Raw genomic sequence first — 20309 nt, 5'->3', positions numbered from 1 at the left:
TCGTGATGGTTGGACATGTGCGCGTTTGGGGGCGCTGCCCCCGGCCGCGGCGCGGCCTCCCCCGGGATATTTTCGTCTAGACGAAGACGCGGTCGGCCCGGCAGCAAGCAGGCGCGCTCGCGACGAAATCGCGGGCGCTCACGCAATCTCCAGCAAGTTCGGCTTGAATGTGGTCACACCAGACCCTTAGCTTAGATCAAGTGGCAGATCGCATGCCGCACAGCACAGGGGAAACCACATGATCCGGACGACGCGCCCTGCCGCGGCCGCCACCCGCAGCCTCGATTCGACCGCCTTCCGCCCCCTTCTCGGCGCGCTCACCGCGCTGGGGATCGCGCTTGCCTCTCATTCGGGCTGGGCGCAGGAGGCCAGCCCTGAGCCGACCGAGGCCACCGCCAGCAGCGCCGCCGCCGAGCAGCAGATCATCACCTCCCACGGCTATTCCTATTTCGGCAATCTCGATTACCCGGCCGATTTCGACCATTTCGAGTTTGCCAACCCAGACGCCCCCAAGGGCGGCGAGATCGTGCTGGGGGCCTCGGGCACGTTCGACAGCATGAACCCCTATTCGCGCAAGGGCCGCGCCGGCGCGCTGACCACGCTGCAGTACGACAGCCTGATCGAGAGCGCCGAGGATTCGGTGGGCCAGTACTATGGCGTCTTGGCCGAAAGCCTCGAGTATCCTGAGGACAAATCTTGGGTGATCTTCCACATTCGTCCCGAGGCGACCTTCTGGGACGGCACGCCGGTCACTGGCGAGGACGTGGTCTATTCGCACAAACTCTTCATCACTCAGGGCCTGCCGTCCTACGCGCAGGCCGTTGGCGAGATGGTCACCGGCGCCGAAGCACTCGACGAGCGCACGGTGAAATTCACCTTCAACACCGAACTGACCAAACGTTCGCGGATCGAGACCGTGGGCGCCACTCCGGTGTTCAAGAAGGCGTGGTTCGAGGAAGACCCCGAGACCCGGCGCCTCGACGAGCCGCGCATGGAAGTGGCGGTCGGCTCGGGCCCCTACCAGCTCGACAGCTACGAGGTGAACCGCCGCATCGTCTACAAGCTGCGCGACGACTACTGGGGCAAGGATATTCCGTTCAACCGCGGGCGGCACAACTACGGCACCATCCGCGTTGAGTATTTCGCTGACCAGACCGCCTCTTTCGAAGCGTTCAAGGCCGGGGAATACACCTTCCGCGTGGAAAGCGACCCGCGGCTCTGGGCGACCTCCTACGACTTCCCCCGCATCCAGCAAGGCACGGTGAAGAAAGAGGAAATCGCCGACGGCAGTCCGCCCAACCCCACTGGCTTCGTGTTCAACCTTGGCCAGCCGCAGCTGCAGGACAAGCGCGTGCGTGAGGCCATCGCGCTCGCCTTCAACTTCGAATGGAGCAACGAGAGCCTGCGCTATGGGCTTTACAGCCCGCGCAGCTCTTTCGTCGAAGGCACCCCGGTGGAGGCCAAGGGCACGCCCGAAGGTGCCGAGCTGGAGTTCTTGGAGTCTCTGGGGGACGTGGTGCCCGACGATCTGCTGAGCGCCGACGTCTGGACCATGCACGAAAGCGAGGCCGGAGACCTGATCAGCCGCCGCACCCGCCGCGAAGCCACCCGCCTGCTGCAGGATGCAGGCTGGACCGTGGGCGAGGATGGCATCGCGCGCAACGAGGCCGGCGAGACGCTGGAGCTGGCGATGATCATCCCGTCGAACATCGAAAGTTCGGTTGAGGCGATGCACGAGACCTACGTGCAGAACCTGCGCGCCATCGGCGTCAACGCCAGCTACGAGAAAGTCGACCCGTCGCAGTACACACTGCGCCAGCGCGAGCGCGACTACGACATGATCTACTCGAGCCGCTATGGCGCCTTCCTGTCCACCGGCGGCGGGTTGAGCCAGATGTATGGCTCGCGCGAGGCCGAGTTCTCGCTGTTCAACCCCGCCGGGCTCGCCAGCCCGCTGGTCGACGCGATCATCGCCGCCAGCTTCGAAGCGGACACTCAAGAAGAGACCGACGTGGCGCTGATGGCGCTCGACCGCGCGCTGCGCTACGAGTTTTTCATCGTGCCCGACGGCTACATCGCAGACTACTGGGTCGCCTATTACGACATGTACGAACACCCCGAGACCATCCCGCCCTATGATCTGGGCTACCTCAGCCTGTGGTGGGTCGACCCCGACAAGGAACAGGCCCTTAAAGAGGCCGGCGTGCTGAACTGATATGGGCGCCTACATCCTTCGCAGACTGCTGCTCATCATCCCCACGCTGCTGGGGATCATGATCATCAACTTCGCGCTCGTGCAATTCGTGCCGGGCGGGCCGATCGAACAGATCATCGCCCAGATCGAGGGTCAGGGAGACGTCTTCGGCGGTTTCTCGGGCGGCAATGGCGGCGCGCCAGACACCGGCATGAACGACATGGGCGCCGGCATGGGCGGCGGCGGCTCCGAGAAATATGTCGGCGCGCGCGGCCTGCCGCCGGAATTCATCGAGAGCCTCGAGCGGGAGTTCGGCTTCGACAAGCCGCCGCTGCAGCGGTTCTTCGACATGATGTGGAATTACATGCGGCTCGACTTCGGCGAGAGCTACTTCCGCTCGATCTCGGTGATCGATCTGGTGCTGGAGAAGATGCCGGTGTCGATCTCGCTTGGCCTGTGGTCGACGATCATCGCCTATATCGTCTCGATCCCGCTTGGCATCCGCAAGGCGGTGAAGGATGGCTCGTCGTTCGACACATGGACCTCCGGCGTGATCATCGTCGCCTATGCCATTCCCGGCTTCCTGTTCGCGGTCCTGCTGCTGGTGCTGTTCGCCGGCGGATCGTTCTGGCAGATTTTCCCGCTGCGCGGGCTGACCTCGGACAACTGGGAGACGCTGAGCTGGCCGATGAAGATCGCCGACTACTTCTGGCACATCGCGCTGCCGGTGATCGCTTCGACGATCTCGGCCTTCGCCACGCTGACGCTGCTGACCAAGAACTCCTTCCTCGACGAGATCAAGAAGCATTACGTGATGACCGCCCGCGCCAAGGGTCTGACCGAGGGCCGGGTGCTCTACGGCCACGTCTTCCGCAACGCCATGCTGATCGTCATCGCGGGCTTCCCGGCGGTGTTCATCGGCGTCTTCTTCTCGGGCTCGCTGATCATCGAGACAATCTTCTCGCTCGACGGTCTGGGGCGGCTTGGCTTCGAGGCGGCGGTGGCACGCGACTACCCGGTGATCTTTGGCACCCTGTTCATCTTCGGCCTCATCGGCCTCGTCGTCGGGATCATCTCGGACATGATGTACGTTCTGGTCGATCCGCGTATCGACTTCGAAAAGCGGGAGGGCTGAGATGAGCTTTGAGCCCGATCCCCGCCTGCCTGACGCAAATGGCATCCGCCCGCAGCCGGAACCGGCCGCGCCGGTGGCGCCGCAGCCAAAGCCCGGCCGCTTTGCCCTGTCGCCACTGAACCAGCGGCGCTGGCGCAACTTCAAGCGCAACCGCCGCGCCTTCTGGTCGCTGTGGATCTTCATCGTGCTGTTCGGCTTGTCGCTGTTTGCCGAGTTCATCGCCAACGACAAGCCGATCCTCGTCAGCTACCGCGGCGAGCTTCGGATGCCGATCTTCAACTTCTATCCCGAGACCGCTTTCGGCGGCGACTTCCGTACCGAGGCCGCCTATCGCGACCCCGAGGTGCAGTGCCTCATTCGCACCGGCGGGCTGGAGACCTGTTTCGACGATCCCGAAGGGCTGATCGAGACGGTGGACGCGGGCGGAACGCCCGAGGGGGACTTCGCCAAGGGCTGGAGCATCTGGCCGCCGATCCCCTACACGTTCAACACCCCTGTCGACCGTCCCGGCGCCGCCCCCCTGCCCCCGAACGGGCAGAACCTGCTGGGCACCGACGACACCAAGCGCGACGTGCTGGCGCGGGTGATCTATGGCTTCCGCCTGTCGATCCTGTTCACGCTGGTGGTCACGGTGGTGTCATCAATCATCGGGGTCATCGCAGGGGCGCTGCAGGGCTTCTTTGGCGGCTGGCTCGATCTCATCTTCCAGCGGCTGATCGAGATATGGTCGGCAACGCCATCGCTTTACGTGATCATCATCCTCTTCGCCATTCTGGGCCGAAGTTTCTGGCTGCTGGTGTTCCTTACGGTGCTGTTTGGCTGGACCGCGCTGGTGGGCGTGGTGCGGGCCGAGTTCCTGCGCGCCCGCAACCTTGAGTACGTGCGCGCCGCAAAGGCACTCGGCGTCAGCAACTGGACGATCATGTTCCGCCACATGCTGCCCAACGCGATGGTGGCCACGCTGACCATGCTGCCGTTCATCGTCACTGGCACGATCAGCACGCTCGCCGGCCTCGACTTCCTCGGCTTCGGCCTGCCCTCCTCGGCGCCCTCACTGGGCGAGTTGACGCTGCAGGCCAAGCAGAACCTGCAGGCGCCGTGGCTCGCGTTTACCGCCTTCACCGTGTTTGCCCTGATGCTGTCGCTGCTGGTCTTCATCTTTGAAGGCGTGCGCGACGCGTTCGATCCTAGAAAGACCTTCTCATGAGCGACAACATCCTCGAGGTCCGCGATCTGAAGGTGAGCTTCACGCAGGACGGCAAGCGCAACCTTGCGGTCAAAGGCGTGAGCTTCGACATCCCGCGCGGCGAGACCGTGGCGCTGGTGGGCGAGTCAGGCTCGGGCAAGTCGGTCACCGCTCTCTCGACCGTCTCTCTGCTGGGCGACGCGGCGCAGGTCGAGGGCTCGGTGCGCTATAACGGCGACGAGATGATCGGCGCCGACCCCAAGCGCCTGCTGAGGGTGCGCGGCAACGACATCAGCTTCATCTTCCAAGAGCCGATGACCTCGCTCAACCCGCTGCACACGCTGGAAAAGCAGCTAGGTGAGAGCCTCGCGCTGCATCAGGGGCTGACCGGCGACAAGGCGCGTGCGCGCATTCTCGATCTGCTCAACAAGGTCGGTATCCGCGACCCTGAAAGCCGCCTTTCGGCCTATCCGCACCAGCTTTCGGGCGGGCAGCGGCAGCGCGTGATGATCGCCATGGCGCTGGCCAACGGTCCCGATCTGCTGATCGCCGACGAGCCGACCACGGCGCTTGACGTGACCATTCAGGCGCAGATCCTCGAACTGCTGGCCGACCTCAAGCAAGCCGAGCAGATGAGCCTTTTGTTCATCACCCATGACCTCAACATCGTACGCAAATTCGCCGACCAAGTCTGTGTGATGAAGGATGGCGAGATTGTCGAGCACGGCCGCACCGCCGAGCTTTTTGCCAATCCGCAGCACCCTTATACGCTGAAACTGATTTCCGCCGAAAGCACCGGCACCCCTCGGCCGGTCGAGACTGGTTCCAAAGAGGTGGCGCGGGCCGAGAACCTGAAAATCTGGTTTCCGATCCAGAAGGGTTTCCTGAAAAAGACGGTCGGCCACGTGAAGGCGGTCAACGATGCCTCTTTCGCGGTGCGCGCTGGCGAGACAGTTGGCATCGTCGGCGAGTCGGGGTCGGGCAAGACGACGCTGGCGCTGGCGATCATGCGGCTCATTCAGTCGCAGGGCGGCATCACCTTCGACGGACGCGACGTGCGCGATCTTTCAACCCGCCAACTGCGCAAGCTGCGCTCGGAGATGCAGATCGTCTTTCAGGACCCCTTCGGCTCACTCAGCCCGCGCATGACCTGCGAGCAGATCATCGCCGAAGGCTTGGGCGTGCACGGCTCGCCTGACGGGCGGCCCGCACAAGAGGTGGTGGCGGCGATCATGACCGAAGTGGGGCTCGACCCGGCCACCATGCACCGCTACCCGCATGAGTTCTCGGGCGGCCAGCGCCAGCGCATCGCCATTGCCCGTGCCATGGTGCTGCGACCCAAGCTGGTGGTGCTGGATGAGCCGACCTCGGCGCTGGACATGACGGTGCAGGTGCAGATCGTCGAACTGCTGCGCGAGCTGCAGCGCAAGTATGATCTCGCCTACCTGTTCATTAGCCACGACCTGAAGGTGGTGCGCGCGATGAGCCACAAGGTGATCGTGATGAAGCAGGGCGACGTGGTGGAAATGGGCGACGCGCAAGAGATCTTCACCGCGCCGAAGACCGAGTACACGCAAAAGCTGTTCAACGCCGCCTTCGAACTGGCAGGATAGCGCTACGTGAGCCGGGCGAGCGCCTGCCCATGGGCTGGCGCAGCGACCCAAGAGGTCCACGCTTTATCCCAGCCAAACCCGGACGACCTCATCCCTTTTCGCGATGTTGAAAAGCGCCAGCCCGACGGAACGGCGTCGTCCATCGGGCTTGAACCGATGGCACACTGATGAACGACGGCTCGACCGACGGCTTCGCCTTGATTCCGGGCTCGGCGGCCCTCTGCGCGAACTCAGATCGCCGAACTGTGTCCCGCCTTCGACAGCTCATAGGCATCGAAGCTGCGCGCCACCAAGCGTGTCAGCGGCCGGGCATCGGCGGGGATAAAGAGCCCGTCCTCAGTGATCTCGAGCAGCCCGTCGAAGCGCGCGTTGGCGTCGCGGTACATCTCGTCAAGCATCGCCTCGCTGGCGCCGTAGTTGCGGATCAGCTCCTCCGAGCGGATGCGGAACTCGCACATAAGCATCTCGATCATCCGCGAGCGCAGCTTGTCCTCACCCCGGAAGGTATGCCCGCGCGCGGTCGAGAACCGCCCCTCGCGGATCGCCGAGACATGTGTCGACGTGGCGGGCGCATTCTGCGCAAAGCCCTGCGGAAAGCGCGAGATCGACGAGGCCCCGACCCCGATCAGCACCTCGGAGGTGTCGTCGGTATAGCCTTGGAAATTGCGCCGCAGCTTGCCGGTCTTTCGCGCGATGGCGAGCCCGTCGTCGGGCACGGCGAAATGATCGATGCCGATCTCGTCGTAGCCATCCCAGGCAAAAAGCTGGCGCGCCGTTTCGAAAAGGTCCAGCCGCTCGCCCGGGGTCGGCAGCGCATCCGAGGGGATCATCTGCTGGCGCTTGGCCATCCACGGCACATGCGCATAGCCATAAAGCGCCACCCGGTCGGGGCCGAGCGACAGAAGCTTCTGCACCGACTCGGTGATCCGCGCCTTCGACTGGTGCGGCAGACCGTACAGGATGTCGGCGTTCAGGCTGGCGATCCCACGCGCGCGGATCATCTCGATCGCCTTGCGCGTCACGTCATAACCCTGCTCACGCCCGATGGTCTTCTGGATCTCTGCATCGAAATCCTGCACGCCGATCGACGCGCGGTTCATCCCGCCCGCCGCCAGAACATCGAGCCGCGCGCCATCGATCTCATTGGGGTCGATCTCGACCGAGAACTCGGCATTGGGCGCGAAGTCGGCCACGTCGGCGACCTTGTCGATCAGCGCCTTCATCAAGTCCGGGGTCAGCAGCGTCGGCGTTCCTCCGCCCCAGTGCAGGCGCGAAAGTTTCACGCCCCGCGGCAGCTGCCGTTTGAGCAGGTCGAGCTCCGCCTTCAGCGTTTCAACGTAGCTTTCCACTGGGCCGAGCGTGGCCGTGCCCTGCGTGCGGCAGGCGCAGAACCAACAGAGCCTGCGACAGAAAGGCACGTGCAGGTAGAGCGAGATCGTGCCATTTTCCGGCACGCTTCCGATCCACTCGGCAAATCGGTCCGGCGTCACATCCCCCGAAAAATGCGGGGCCGTCGGATAGCTGGTGTAACGGGGCACCTTGGCGTCGAAGAGGCCGAGTCGGGAGAGTTGTGTTCGCGTAATCATACGCGTACGCTTACAAAAAATTTCCGCGACAAGACTTTGACGCAGATCAAGATTTGGAAGTGCAATGCTGAACGAAAAGAGCCTCTCGGTTTCTCCGGACTGCAACGACTGTCCGATTCGCCATCGCGCGGTCTGCGCGCGATGCGAGACGGACGAGCTCGAACGGCTGGAAGAGATCAAATACTACCGGAAGTTCGAGGCCGGGCAGACGGTGATCTGGTCCGGCGACCGGATGGAATTTGTCGGCTCGGTTGTGTCGGGCATCGCCACGCTCACCCAGACCATGGAAGATGGGCGCACGCAGATGGTCGGCCTTTTGCTGCCGTCGGACTTTGTCGGACGTCCGGGGCGCGGCAGCGCTGCCTATGATGTGGTTGCCACCACCGATCTGGTGATGTGCTGCTTCCGCAAGACCCCGTTCGAAGAGATGATGACCCGCACGCCGCACATCGCACAGCGCCTGTTGGAGATGACGCTCGACGAGCTTGACGCCGCGCGTGAGTGGATGCTGGTGCTGGGCCGCAAAACCGCGCGCGAGAAGATCGCCTCGCTGCTATCGATCATCGCCCGCCGTGACGCCTCGATCAACATGCGTGACGTGGGCGACCGGCTGACCTTCGATCTGCCGCTCACCCGCGAGGCGATGGCCGACTACCTTGGCCTGACACTGGAAACGGTGAGCCGCCAGATCTCGGCTCTGAAGAAGGAAGGCGTGATCGAACTGCAGGGCAAGCGCCACGTAACGATCCCTGATATGGGGCGCCTGCTGGAAGAGGCCGGAGACGACGCGGACGGCGGCGTCTTCGCCTGACCGCCACAACCTTAGGTCCCTTCGAAAACCGGCGTGAAACCGCCCCACATCATCCGCTTGCCATCGAACGCCATGGACATCATCTCCTGCCAGCGCTCATCCGTCTCGAAGGATGCAAAGCAACGGTCGGCGGTGTCCTTGTCGGGCCAGAGCATCCAGCTGAACACCACCGCCTCGCCCGCCTCGCGCTTTACCGCCATTGGAAACGACGTGTGCTCGCCGTCCGGCACATCATCCTCCCAGCACTCACGCATTTCGGTGGCACCATACTCCTTGAAAAGCGTCCATGCCTTGCGGGCACTTTCCACATAGGCCGCCTTGTTTCCCTGCGGCACAGGCGTGAGAAAGCCGGAAACATACGTCATAAGACACCTCTTTGTTGCGTCTTTTGATCGTAGGCGCATAATTGAGTTGATATCAACATGAACGAAACGATGAGCCACAAGCTGCCGATCTCCGAGACGCTGGAGGTGCGTGACCGCTGCCTGTGCTTCCGCACGCAACGCGCGGCGCGTGCACTGGGGCGGCGGTTCGACGCGGCCCTGAAGCCGGTCGGGCTGACCAACGGGCAATTCTCGATCCTGATGTCGCTGAACCGGCCCGAGCCGCCCCGTATTTCCGACCTCGCCCCTTTCCTCGCCATGGACCGCACCACCCTCACCGCGGCACTGAAGGTGCTGGAGCGGCGCGGACTGGTGGTGTTCGACGTGGCGACCGGCGACAAGCGCAATAAGCTGCTGCGGCTGAGCGATGGGGGCCATGCGCTGCTCGCCCGCGCGTTGCCGCTCTGGCGGCAGGAGCATAACGCCATCGACGCCGCGCTTGGCGATCTCGATCTCGACGCACTCAAGGCGGCCCTGATGACTCTCGGCGAGGTCTGAGCCCGCGCCGGCCACGTGGCGGCACCGAAAAAAAGAAGAGCGGGCCCTCCCAGACCCGCTCTCCGGCGGCAGAGCCGCCCTTCCGATCCCTTACGCAGAAGCCTCTTCTCCTTGGCCTCAATGCGCGAGGAAGACCGGGACCTCAGCCAGTTCCAGCATGTTGCGTGTGGCGCCTCCGAGGATCGCCTCGCGGAAGCGGGAATGGCCATAAGCGCCCATCACCACCATATCGGCATCCACGTCCTGCACGTGGCGGTTCAGGATGTCCGAGATGCGCGGCATGGTCTTGGTCAGCACATCGATCTCGGCGGTCACGCCGTGGCGCGACAGATATTGCGACAGCATGCCGCCCGGGTCCGACCGGTTCGGACCATGTTGCGGCGGATCGATGACCACCACATGCACGGTGTCCGCCGACTGCAGGATCGGCATCGCCGCCCGCACCGAGCGCAGCGCCTCGGCGCTTTCGTTCCAGCCCAGCACGACGCGCTTGGGCTTGCTCGACGGATCGGCAGCCTGCGGCACCACCAGAACCGGTGCCTGCCCTTCAAAAAGCCCGCCTTCGACGATCGGCTCGAGTTCCACCCCGCGTTCCTTGCCGTAGGGTTTCGGCAGCACCACCATATCGGCAAAGCGCGCGCGTCCGGCCACATGGCGTCCGATATCGGCCAGTTGCGCCACGCCCTCTTCGATCGACCAGCGGATATCGAATTGGCTCATTCGTTTGCGTGCCGCTTTGGCAAGGTTTGCCGCGTCCTTCGAGGCCCGGTCCAGCGTTTCTTGCAGGATGATCGCATCGGCCCCGGCGTAGTAATACCCGGTCTGCGTGCGATCCACGCCAAAGGCCAGAACTTCGAGATGGGCGTCCCAGCACGACGCGACCGCGGCCGCGTGGTCGATCGTCGAATTCAGCAGCGCCTCATCCGTTACAACCGTAAGTATCGTTTTGTAGCCCATGTTCGTCTCCTTGGTATTGTCCGGAGAGCCGGATGGCGGCACTCTAAACCTGAGAGGCAATTCTCAGAATGACTTAAGGCAAGACTTCGCAGCCAAAGCCTTGATGCAGATCAAGGTTGGGCGGGGCCATTCACTTCACAACCCCGTCAGTCAAACCGCTCGCGCGGCCAACGAATCGTGCGAGCAGACGAAGGGACGAACGATGCTGAATTATATCAAGCTCATCGTGCTGGGGGTCGTCGCAGTATTTGCGCTGGTGGCCGCCAACTACGCACGAGACGTGGCTTACATGGTCAATGCGCTGACCATCTTCCTCATCGCGGCTGGTCTGTTCCTGTGGACCCTCCGCAATACCGACGAGCCGGTGCCCGCCAAGGTGCGGGAACTGAGCTATATGGATGATGTGGTGCGCGCTGGCGTGATTGCAACCGCCTTCTGGGGCGTAATCGGCTTTGCGGCAGGTGTCTTCATCGCCGCACAGCTGGCCTTTCCGGCGCTCAACTTCGAATGGGCGCAGGGCCATATGAACTTCGGGCGGCTGCGGCCGCTGCACACCTCGGCGGTGATTTTCGCCTTTGGCGGCAACGCGCTGATCTGCACATCGTTCTACGTCGTCCAGCGCACCTCGGCAGCCCGCCTCTGGGGCGGCAACCTCGCGTGGTGGGTGTTCTGGGGCTACCAGCTGTTCATCGTGCTCGCGGCCACCGGTTACATCCTCGGCGCCACCCAGTCGAAGGAATACGCCGAACCCGAATGGTACGTCGACTGGCTGCTGACCCTTGTCTGGGTCGCCTATCTGCTGGTTTTTGTCGGCACGATCATCAAGCGCAAAGAACCGCACATCTACGTGGCGAACTGGTTCTACCTGAGCTTCATCATCACCGTCGCCATGCTGCACATCGTCAACAACCTGAGCATCCCCGTGTCGATCTGGGGCTCCAAATCGGTGCAGGTGTTCTCGGGCGTGCAGGACGCGATGACGCAATGGTGGTACGGCCACAACGCCGTGGGCTTTTTCCTGACCGCCGGCTTCCTGGGGATGATGTACTACTTCGTGCCCAAGCAGGCCGAGCGCCCGGTGTTCAGCTATAAGCTGTCGATCGTGCACTTCTGGGCGCTGATCTTCATCTACATCTGGGCCGGGCCGCACCACCTGCATTACACCGCCCTGCCCGACTGGGCCTCGACCCTCGGCATGGTGTTCTCGATCATCCTGTGGATGCCCAGCTGGGGCGGCATGATCAACGGCCTGATGACGCTCTCGGGGGCTTGGGACAAGCTGCGCACCGACCCGATCATGCGCATGCTGGTGATCTCCATCGGCTTTTACGGCATGTCGACCTTCGAGGGCCCGATGATGTCGATCCGTGCGGTGAACTCGCTGTCGCACTACACCGACTGGACCATCGGCCACGTGCACTCCGGCGCTCTGGGCTGGAACGGCATGATCACCTTCGGCGCGCTCTATTTCCTGACGCCGAAACTGTGGAACCGTGAACGTCTCTACAGCCTCAGCCTTGTCAGCTGGCACTTCTGGCTCGCCACCATCGGCATCGTGCTCTACGCCGCGTCGATGTGGGTCACGGGCATCATGGAAGGCCTGATGTGGCGCGAGGTGGATGCCAATGGCTTCCTCGTCAACAGCTTCGCCGACACCGTGTCTGCCAAGTTCCCGATGTACGTGGTGCGTGCCCTTGGCGGCCTGCTCTACATCTCCGGCGCAATCATCATGTGCTACAACCTGTGGATGACCGTGAAACGGGCTCCGGCTGTCGAAGCCGAGACCGCCACGGCGCATGCCACTCCGGCCGAATAAGGAGGGCCGAAGATGAGCATTCTCGACAAACACGGGATCCTTGAGAAGAACGTAACCCTGCTGGCCATCTTCGCCTTTCTGGTGGTGACCATCGGCGGGCTGGTGCAGATCGTGCCGCTGTTCTATCTGGAAAACACCATCGAGGACGTAGAGGGCATGCGCCCCTACACCCCGCTGGAACTGGCCGGGCGCGACATCTACATCCGCGAGGGCTGCTATGTCTGCCACAGCCAGATGATCCGCCCGATGCGCGATGAGGTCGAACGCTATGGCCACTACAGCCTCGCCGCGGAATCGCAGTACGACCACCCGTTCCAATGGGGCTCGAAGCGGACTGGGCCCGACCTTGCCCGCGTCGGTGGTCGCTACTCTGATGAATGGCACGTGGATCACCTGACCGACCCGCAATCGGTGGTGCCGGAATCGGTGATGCCCAAGTACGGCTTCCTGTCGCACCGGCTGGTCGAGGGCGAGCACATGGGTGAGCTGATGGCGACCCACCGCATGGTCGGCGTGCCCTACTCCGACGAGATGATCGCCAGCGCCTCCGCCGACTTCCGCGTACAGCATGACCCATTCGGCGATATCGACGGGCTGATGGAGCGCTATGGCGAGACGGTGAACATCCGCAACTTTGACGGCGAACCGGGCATCTCGGAAATGGATGCGCTGGTGGCCTATCTGCAAATGCTCGGCACGCTGGTCGATTTCTCGACCTTCACGCCCGACGCAAGCCGGTAAGGGGGACACAATGGACACCTATTCCGCCCTGCGCCATTTCGCCGACAGCTGGGGCCTTCTGGCGATGTTCGTCTTCTTCGTTGGCATGCTGATCTGGCTCTTCCGGCCCGGCAGCAAGCACGCGCACGACAACGCCGCCAGCATCCCGCTGCGCAATGACGACGCTCCGGCCGCCGCGCGCGCGCACGAAGCACCCGCCCATAAGTGAGGAGGCGAGGATCATGAGCGACAAGAAAGACACCAACAGAGACGATCTCGACTACGAGACGACCGGCCATTCCTGGGACGGCATCGAAGAGTACAACAAGCCCCTGCCCAAGTGGTGGCTGATGATCTTCTACGCCACCATCGTCTGGGGCGTCGGCTATACCATCGCCTACCCGGCATGGCCCGGCGTCCGCTCGGCCACCGCTGGCCTGCTGGGCTACTCGACCCGCGGCGCCGTCGCCGAAGAGATCGAGGCGCAGGAAGCCAAGCTCGCGCCGATCAACGAGGAGCTTGCCTCGGTCGAGCTGACGGCGATCGCCGACGACCCGGAGCTTAGCAGCTATGCGCAGAACGCCGGGGCCGCCGTGTTCCGCACGTGGTGCGCGCAGTGCCACGGCTCGGGCGCGGCAGGCGCGGTGGGCTATCCCAACCTGCTTGACGACAACTGGCTCTGGGGCGGCTCCATCGAGGACATCCACTACACGGTGACCCACGGCATCCGGAACGAGGACGACCCCGACGCGCGCTACTCGGAAATGCCTGCCTTCGGGCGTGACGGGCTGCTTGATCGCGAACAGGTCTCGGCTGTGAGCAACTACGTCATGACCCTGTCGGGCGAAGAACCACAGAACGCCGAGCTTGTCTCCGAGGGCGAGACGTTGTTCCTCGACAATTGCGCGGCCTGTCATGGCGATGACGGCACTGGCGACCGCTTCCAAGGCGCGCCGAACCTGACCGACGCGATCTGGCTCTATGGCGGCGATTACGAAACCATCTACGAGACGGTCTACAACGCCCGCTTCGGCGTCATGCCGAACTGGAACGCGCGCCTGTCGGAAGCCGAAATCCGCGCGGTGTCCAGCTATGTTCACGGTCTCGGCGGCGGCGAAGCCTCCGAGTAATAACCCTCTACAAGAATACCTCCGGACCCGCAGGCCCGGAGGTTGAGCGCCGCACCCCGTCCTGTTCGCGCGTTTCCGGGGGGCGGCGCTTTATTTGTGCGATTTCTGCCGATTAGGCGTCGACGAGCGCGGATTAGCCTTCGCAATGTGTGACAACGCCCATTCCGCTCTTGGCACGCCGAAATTTTGCACCGATCATCCGCAGCAGACCAACACGAGCCTTTTTAGACTGCCGAGGCGCAATTTCCGTCTCGGGCAATACATCCTGCGCCATGCGCGACAATTCCGAAGACGGCGCCAAATTTTCCATGCGCGTCGCTATCATGAAAGTTTTTGAGTAAGTTCCTAGCATTTCATTTCTCCTGATCACCGTGCTCTTGCCCCTCTCATATTGACCAAAGGGCATTTTCAGGCGAGTCAGGAACAATTCAGACATGTAAGATTGATTGACATATGGATTGGACTGCCCTGCCCCCCTTGCCCGCCCTGCGGGCCTTTGCCGCCTACGCGGAAACCGGCTCTGTTCAGAAAGCCGGAGCCGCTCTCAACGTCAGCCATGCGGCGATCAGCCAGCAGATCCGCAATCTCGAATCGCATCTTGGGCTTGGGCTTCTTGATCGTTCGCGGCGCTCGATGACACTGACCGAGGAAGGTGCCCGACTGGCACAGGCGCTGAGCGATGGCTTTGGCCGCATCGCGCAGGAGCTTTCGTCGCTGACCGGCGCCGAGGCCGAGCGCCCGCTGATGATCACCACAACCCCGAGCTTTGCCGCCTCTTGGCTGATGCCGCGGCTGGCGCGTTTCCGCGAGGCGCACCCGGACATTAGCCTGATGATCGACCCTTCGGCCAAGGTCGCGCCGCTCGAGCCGGGCGGCGTCGATCTCGCGCTGCGCTACGGGTCGGGGCAATGGCCGGGGCTCGAGAGCGAACTCTTGGTGGAATCGCCCATCGCTCTGGTCGGCTCGCCACGGCTGGTCGGTGCCTGCGAGATCTCCGATCCGTCCGACCTTACCGAATATCACTGGTTGCAGGAACTGGGCACCAACGAAGCCAGCGAATGGTTCGCGCAATTCGGCATCGACCGTGACACCCGACGGGGGATCAGCTCGCTGCCCGGCAACCTGATGCTGGAAGCGGCGCGGCAGGGTCACGGCATCGCCATCACCGCCCGGGTTTTCGCGGACGACGACATCGCCGCCGGGCGGCTGCGGCTTTTGTTCGAGGACACCCGCAAGAAAGGCTATTATCTGGTGGTGCGCCCCGGAGTTCTTCGCCCCCCGCTGCGCCTCTTCGTCACTTGGCTGCGACGAGAAGCCGCGAAAGCTAAGTGAAAGATATGCATATTGATGCACATCAAGGTTCGGCAGCGGGCGCGGCGTCAGAACGGGCGGCACAGGCAGATTCGAACCGGAGTATGCACGGTGTCCGATACCCAACCAGGCGCGCCCTCTCTCTATGCGGCGCGCGAGCCGATCTTCCCCCGCCGCGTGCGCGGCCACTTCCGCAACCTCAAGTGGGTGCTGATGATCGTGCTGCTGGGCATCTACTACATCACGCCTTGGATCCGCTGGGACCGCGGGCCAGAGCTGCCGGATCAGGCGGTTCTGGTCGATATGGCCGGCCGCCGGTTCTTCTTCTTCTTCATCGAGATCTGGCCGCACGAGTTCTATTTCGTCGCGGGCCTGCTGATTATGGCCGGACTCGGCCTCTTTCTGTTCACTTCGGCCCTCGGTCGTGTCTGGTGCGGCTATGCCTGCCCGCAGACCGTCTGGACCGACCTCTTCATCCTCGTTGAGCGCTGGATCGAAGGCGACCGCAACGCCCGCCTGCGCCTGCACCGGCAAAAGAAATGGGACGTCCGCAAGGTTCGCCTGCGCGTGACCAAATGGGTGGCTTGGTTCCTCATCGCGCTGGCCACCGGCGGTGCCTGGGTGTTCTATTTCACCGACGCGCCGACGCTTCTGGTCGATCTGGTGACCGGAAACGCGCACCCGGTAGCCTACACCACCATGCTGCTGCTCACCGCCACCACCTTCGCTTTCGGCGGCTTCGCGCGCGAGCAGATCTGCATCTACGCCTGCCCGTGGCCGCGCATTCAGGCGGCGATGATGGACGAAGACACGCTCACCGTCGGCTACCGCGACTGGCGCGGCGAGCCGCGCGGCAAGCACCGCAAGGCCGAGGGCGCCGAAAACCTCGGCGATTGCATCGACTGCAACGCCTGCGTCAACGTCTGTCCCATGGGCATCGACATCCGCGATGGCCAGCAGCTCGCCTGCATAACGTGCGCGCTGTGCATTGATGCCTGCGACGACGTGATGGAAAAGATCGGCAAACCACGCGGTCTGATCGACTATCTCGCGCTCTCTGACGAAACCCGCGAGCGCGAGGGCAACACCCCGCGCCCGGTCTGGAAGCACATCTTCCGCCCGCGGGTCCTGCTCTATACCGCGCTGTGGTCGCTGGTCGGGGTCGGGCTGCTCATCGCGCTGGTGATGCGCCCTGAGATCGAACTCACCGTCGCGCCGGTGCGCAACCCCACCTTCGTGGTGCTCTCCGACGGGTCGATCCGCAACACCTACGACGTGCGGCTGCTCAACAAGCACGGCGAGGACCGGCCCTTCGAGGTCACGCTCAGCGACGATGCCAACCTCGTGCTCAGCCTTGAGGGCGAGGACGACGGCACCGTTGACGTGCCTGCCAATGAAACGCACCTTCAAAGGGTCTATGTGACCGCGCCCGCGGACACGCCCGAAGCACAGGCCGAGCGGACCCCGTTCCATATCTGGGTCGAGGACCTCACCACCGGCGACCGCGCCGGCAAGGAAACCATCTTCAACGGACGGGACAACTGATGACCGAAGCACAAGATAGCGGGCGCAAGCTCACCGGCTGGCACGTGCTGGCGATTTTCGGCGGCGCCTTTGGCGTGATCATCGCGGTGAACATCGCGCTGGCATGGAACGCCGTGGCCACCTTCCCCGGCCTCGAGGTGAAAAACTCCTACGTCGCCAGCCAGACCTTCGACGAACGCCGCGCCGAGCAAGAGGCGCTGGGATGGACCGCCGCCGCGCGCCACGGCGAGAACAACGTCACCGTGCAGTTCACCGGCGCGGATGGGCGCCCGGTGAAGCCCGCCGAGCTATCGGTGAAGATCGGACGCTCGACCCATGTGAAGGATGACCACAGCCCAGAGTTCTTCTTTGACGGGCGCCAGTTCGTTGCCGCCGACACGCTGGCCGAGGGCCATTGGAACCTCTGGGTCGAGGCCCGCGCCGAGGATGGCACGCTCTTCGAGCAGCGTTTGGAATTCTTCGTCAAGGACTGAGCCGATGACCGCCGCCCTGCGCCCGCAGGCCCCCGCCCCTGCCCCTGTCTCTGTCTCTGCGCCGGTCTCGGCCTGCCCCGCCTGCGCCGCGGCCCCCGCCGCCGAGACGCTGGCCGAGCGGGCGGCGCCCACGGAGGCGCGGCTGGCCCTGTCGCTGCCCACAATCCACTGCGCCGCATGCATGACAGCGGTGGAAGCGGCGCTCGAAGCCGTGCCCGGCGTACGCAGCGCCCGCGTCAACCTCAGCCAGAAGCGCGTGCGCATCGAGGCAGGCCCGGACCTCACCGCCGCCGACCTGATCCCGGTGGTCGTGGCAGCGGGCTACGAGGCGCATGAGCTGGACGCCGGTACGCTGGCAGCCACCGCCACAGACAAAGCCGGGCGCGATCTGCTGATGCGCCTCGCCGTGGCGGGCTTTGCCGCGATGAACGTGATGTTGCTGTCGATCGCCGTCTGGTCGGGCGCAGGGGGGCCGACGCGCGATCTCTTCCACTGGGTCTCGGCGGCCATCGTGCTGCCGACCATTGCCTTCTCGGCGCAGCCCTTCTTCCGCAACGCTTGGACCGCGCTGCGCGCCGGCCATCTGAACATGGACGTGCCGATCTCGTTGGCGATCCTGCTGGCCATCGCCACCTCGCTCTGGGAGACCATGCTCTCGGGCGAGCACGCCTATTTCGACGCCGCGATCGCGCTGACCTTCTTCCTGCTTACGGGCCGCTATCTCGATCACCGCACCCGCGCCATCGCCCGCTCCGCCGCCGAGGAGCTTTCGGCGCTGGAAGTGCCGCGCGCATGGCGCGTGACCGAGACCGGAGAGGAACAGGTCGCCGCCTCCGAACTGCATGTCGGCGACCTGATCCGCGTGCGCCCCGGCGGCCGCATGCCGGTAGACGGCGAGATCACCGAAGGCACCTCCGAACTCGACCGCGCTTTGCTCACCGGCGAGACGCGGCCGATCTACGCCGAACCCGGGCAGAGCGTCAGCGCCGGCGAGATCAACCTCACCGGGCCGCTGCTGATCCGCGCCAGCGCCGTGGGCCGCGATACCTCGCTGCACCGCATGGCCGATCTGGTGGCCGTGGCCGAGTCTGGCCGCGAGAACTACACCCCGCTTGCCGACAAGGCCGCGAAGCTCTACGCCCCCGGCGTGCATATCCTCTCGGCTCTCGCGTTCCTCGGCTGGCTGGCATGGTCGGGCGATCTGCGCGTGGCGCTCAACATCGCGGCGGCGGTGCTGATCATCACCTGCCCCTGCGCGCTTGGCCTCGCGGTGCCGGCGGTGACCACCGCGGCGTCGGGGCGCCTGTTCAAGCAGGGCCTGCTGATCAAGGACGGCACCGCTTTGGAGCGGCTGGCGGATGTGGACACGGTGGTTTTCGACAAAACCGGCACGCTGACCACCGGCACGCCGACGGTGAGCAATCTTGACGCGTTCACCCGCCACGACCTGTCGCTGGCCCGCGCCCTCGCCGAAGGCTCGGCGCATCCGCTGGCAATGGCGCTGACCACGTCATTGCATGCCGCCAACATCCCCGCCGCCGAGGTGACCGGGATCACCGAGGTCCCCGGTCATGGCACGCAAGGCACATGGCAGGGCCGCGCGATCCGTCTCGGCCGCGCCGCTTGGGCCGGCGGCGGCCAGAACGCCCTGACCGCCACATGGCTGCGCGTCGGCGACGGTCCGGCGCAGGCCTTCACCTTCGAAGACAGCCTGCGCGCCGGGGCCGAAGCGGCAGTGACCGAACTCAAGGCCAGCGGCAAGCAGGTGATCCTGATCTCCGGCGATGGCCCGGCGGCGGTGGAAGCGCTCGCCCGCCGGCTCGGCATCCCGCAGTGGATCGCCGAGGCGCTGCCGCAGGACAAGGCGGCGCGGATCAAGGCGCTGTCAAAGGCGGGCCAACACGTGCTGATGGTCGGCGACGGGCTCAACGACACAGCGGCGCTGGCCAGCGCGCATGTCTCGATCTCTCCGGCCTCGGCTCTGGATGCCGCGCGGGTCGCTTCGGACATCGTTCTGCTGGGCTCCACACTCGCGCCGATCCCCGGCGCGCTGGAGGTGGCAGGCAAGGCAACGCGGCGGATCCGCCAGAACTTCGCGATCGCCACGTGGTACAATGTCATCGCTGTGCCGCTGGCCATCGCCGGGCTCTGCTCGCCGCTGATCGCGGCACTGGCGATGTCGGCCTCCTCGATCACCGTGTCGCTCAATGCGCTGAGACTGAAAGCTTCCAGATGAACATTCTTGCCTACCTCATCCCGATCTCACTGATCCTTGGCGGGCTCGGTCTCGCCTTCTTCATCTTCACGGTGAAGACCCGGCAGTACGATGATCCCGAGGGAGACGCGCAGCGCATCCTGTCGGGCCAGTACGACGATCGGCCGAAGCAGGACTAGACCCTGCGCTTGGCGCGACACACCCGGTGTTTCGAGGGCCGCTGGCATTGGAATGCGTATTTTTTGAAGAGAAGAAGGCACGGGCGCATGTCCCTTCTTCTCTTCAAAAATACGCCCGGGGGTGAGGCGCGCAGCGCCGAGGGGGCGGCGCCCCCTCGATGCGCGAAAGATCAGCCGCGGACACTTTCATGCAGCAAACCTGCCGGGCCGCCGGTGCCAAGATCGCCGTAAGCGCGCATCTCGGTGCGGGTCAGTTCCCAGTCGGCGTTCGCATCAAACGCCATGATCGCATCGAACGCCCCATCGCCAAAAGCGGCGACGATTTCTGAGCGGGTCAACACGCCGTTGCCGTCCAGATCCATCTGGCTGAAATACAGCGCGCCGTCGGGATCGCGGTTCTCGGGCAGGACGTCTTCATAGACCTCGTAGTCGCCAGCGAAGGCGGGCGCTGCAAGGCTGAGCAGAAGCGCGGGGACGGTGAGAGCAGGCAAAAGTTTCATCAGATGTCTCCAATTGCATAGGGCATGCGCGACCAAAGGGCTTGAGTCTCAAACACC

20 protein-coding genes are annotated in these 20309 nt (G+C 64.1%); 15 read left to right on the top strand and 5 right to left on the bottom strand.

The features are described 5' to 3' along the window. Positions 1-238: 238 nt before the first annotated feature. Genes ACXAJT_RS09530 through ACXAJT_RS09515 form a run of 4 tightly spaced genes read left to right on the top strand, consistent with a single transcriptional unit; the run spans position 239 to position 6128 of the window. Positions 239-2215, top strand: coding sequence for an extracellular solute-binding protein (locus tag ACXAJT_RS09530; RefSeq protein WP_475234757.1), 1977 nt, complete (start codon positions 239-241; stop codon positions 2213-2215). A 1-nt stretch (position 2216) separates the two neighbouring features. Further along, a complete protein-coding gene (locus ACXAJT_RS09525; RefSeq protein ID WP_475234756.1) occupies positions 2217-3329 on the top strand; it encodes a microcin C ABC transporter permease YejB in 1113 nt (370 codons plus the stop codon). Position 3330: 1 nt separating this feature from the next. Beyond that, positions 3331-4536 (top strand): ABC transporter permease, encoded by a 1206-nt coding sequence (locus tag ACXAJT_RS09520; RefSeq protein ID WP_475234755.1) that lies wholly within the window; start codon positions 3331-3333, stop codon positions 4534-4536. Next, on the top strand, positions 4533-6128 hold the full coding sequence (locus ACXAJT_RS09515; RefSeq protein WP_475234754.1) for an ABC transporter ATP-binding protein: 1596 nt from the start codon (positions 4533-4535) through the stop codon (positions 6126-6128). The genes ACXAJT_RS09520 and ACXAJT_RS09515 overlap by 4 nt, the downstream gene beginning before the upstream one ends. 230 nt (positions 6129-6358) lie before the next feature. Here the strand turns inward: ACXAJT_RS09515 and hemN are convergent, their stop codons facing one another. Next, on the bottom strand, positions 6359-7714 hold the full coding sequence (gene hemN, locus ACXAJT_RS09510; protein ID WP_475234753.1) for an oxygen-independent coproporphyrinogen III oxidase: 1356 nt from the start codon (positions 7712-7714) through the stop codon (positions 6359-6361). 64 nt (positions 7715-7778) lie between these two features. Here hemN and fnrL point away from each other — a divergent pair, with 64 nt between their 5' ends. Beyond that, positions 7779-8525, top strand: a complete 747-nt coding sequence (gene fnrL / locus ACXAJT_RS09505) for a transcriptional regulator FnrL (protein WP_475234752.1) — start codon at positions 7779-7781, stop codon at positions 8523-8525. Positions 8526-8536: 11 nt separating this feature from the next. Here the strand turns inward: fnrL and ACXAJT_RS09500 are convergent, their stop codons facing one another. Then, positions 8537-8890, bottom strand: a complete 354-nt coding sequence (locus ACXAJT_RS09500) for a DUF1428 domain-containing protein (protein ID WP_475234750.1) — start codon at positions 8888-8890, stop codon at positions 8537-8539. A 57-nt stretch (positions 8891-8947) separates the two neighbouring features. On the opposite strand from ACXAJT_RS09500, the gene ACXAJT_RS09495 reads away from it, so the two are divergent. Beyond that, entirely contained in the window at positions 8948-9406 is a 459-nt protein-coding gene (locus ACXAJT_RS09495) for a MarR family winged helix-turn-helix transcriptional regulator (RefSeq protein WP_475234749.1), read from the top strand. Between the two features lie 117 nt (positions 9407-9523). Here ACXAJT_RS09495 and ACXAJT_RS09490 read toward each other — a convergent pair whose 3' ends face one another. Beyond that, positions 9524-10363: a universal stress protein gene (locus tag ACXAJT_RS09490; protein WP_475234748.1), complete on the bottom strand. Its 840-nt coding sequence runs from the start codon at positions 10361-10363 to the stop codon at positions 9524-9526. A 202-nt stretch (positions 10364-10565) separates the two neighbouring features. Between ACXAJT_RS09490 and ccoN the strand changes: the two genes are divergently transcribed. Genes ccoN through ccoP form a run of 4 tightly spaced genes read left to right on the top strand, consistent with a single transcriptional unit; the run spans position 10566 to position 14029 of the window. Then, positions 10566-12179, top strand: a complete 1614-nt coding sequence (gene ccoN / locus ACXAJT_RS09485; protein WP_475234747.1) for a cytochrome-c oxidase, cbb3-type subunit I — start codon at positions 10566-10568, stop codon at positions 12177-12179. Between the two features lie 12 nt (positions 12180-12191). Next, a complete protein-coding gene (gene ccoO / locus ACXAJT_RS09480; RefSeq protein ID WP_475234745.1) occupies positions 12192-12920 on the top strand; it encodes a cytochrome-c oxidase, cbb3-type subunit II in 729 nt (242 codons plus the stop codon). A 10-nt stretch (positions 12921-12930) separates the two neighbouring features. Next, positions 12931-13128: a cbb3-type cytochrome c oxidase subunit 3 gene (locus ACXAJT_RS09475; protein ID WP_475234744.1), complete on the top strand. Its 198-nt coding sequence runs from the start codon at positions 12931-12933 to the stop codon at positions 13126-13128. A gap of 13 nt (positions 13129-13141) precedes the next feature. Next, a complete protein-coding gene (gene ccoP, locus ACXAJT_RS09470; protein WP_475234742.1) occupies positions 13142-14029 on the top strand; it encodes a cytochrome-c oxidase, cbb3-type subunit III in 888 nt (295 codons plus the stop codon). A gap of 133 nt (positions 14030-14162) precedes the next feature. Here ccoP and ACXAJT_RS09465 read toward each other — a convergent pair whose 3' ends face one another. Further along, complete coding sequence (locus tag ACXAJT_RS09465) at positions 14163-14465, bottom strand: hypothetical protein (protein ID WP_475234740.1); 303 nt, start codon at positions 14463-14465, stop codon at positions 14163-14165. A gap of 17 nt (positions 14466-14482) precedes the next feature. Here ACXAJT_RS09465 and ACXAJT_RS09460 point away from each other — a divergent pair, with 17 nt between their 5' ends. The 5 genes from ACXAJT_RS09460 (at position 14483) to ccoS (ending at position 19752) form a co-directional block, all read left to right on the top strand. Then, positions 14483-15361, top strand: a complete 879-nt coding sequence (locus tag ACXAJT_RS09460) for a LysR substrate-binding domain-containing protein (protein ID WP_475234738.1) — start codon at positions 14483-14485, stop codon at positions 15359-15361. A gap of 90 nt (positions 15362-15451) precedes the next feature. After that, a complete protein-coding gene (ccoG, locus tag ACXAJT_RS09455; RefSeq protein ID WP_475234737.1) occupies positions 15452-16885 on the top strand; it encodes a cytochrome c oxidase accessory protein CcoG in 1434 nt (477 codons plus the stop codon). Then, positions 16885-17358 (top strand): FixH family protein, encoded by a 474-nt coding sequence (locus ACXAJT_RS09450; RefSeq protein WP_475234736.1) that lies wholly within the window; start codon positions 16885-16887, stop codon positions 17356-17358. Before ccoG ends, ACXAJT_RS09450 begins: the two co-directional genes overlap by 1 nt. A gap of 4 nt (positions 17359-17362) precedes the next feature. After that, complete coding sequence (locus ACXAJT_RS09445; RefSeq protein WP_475234735.1) at positions 17363-19594, top strand: heavy metal translocating P-type ATPase; 2232 nt, start codon at positions 17363-17365, stop codon at positions 19592-19594. Next, on the top strand, positions 19591-19752 hold the full coding sequence (gene ccoS, locus ACXAJT_RS09440; protein ID WP_475234733.1) for a cbb3-type cytochrome oxidase assembly protein CcoS: 162 nt from the start codon (positions 19591-19593) through the stop codon (positions 19750-19752). The genes ACXAJT_RS09445 and ccoS overlap by 4 nt, the downstream gene beginning before the upstream one ends. A gap of 170 nt (positions 19753-19922) precedes the next feature. On the opposite strand, the gene ACXAJT_RS09435 is transcribed toward ccoS, so the two are convergent. Beyond that, positions 19923-20252, bottom strand: coding sequence for an EF-hand domain-containing protein (locus ACXAJT_RS09435; RefSeq protein WP_475234731.1), 330 nt, complete (start codon positions 20250-20252; stop codon positions 19923-19925). Positions 20253-20309 lie beyond the last annotated feature (57 nt).

It is taken from the genome of Salipiger sp. ABF4_146, from assembly GCF_056161345.1.
Note: the sequence above shows the minus strand (reverse complement) of the source record. Positions and strands in the feature narration are given on the sequence as shown.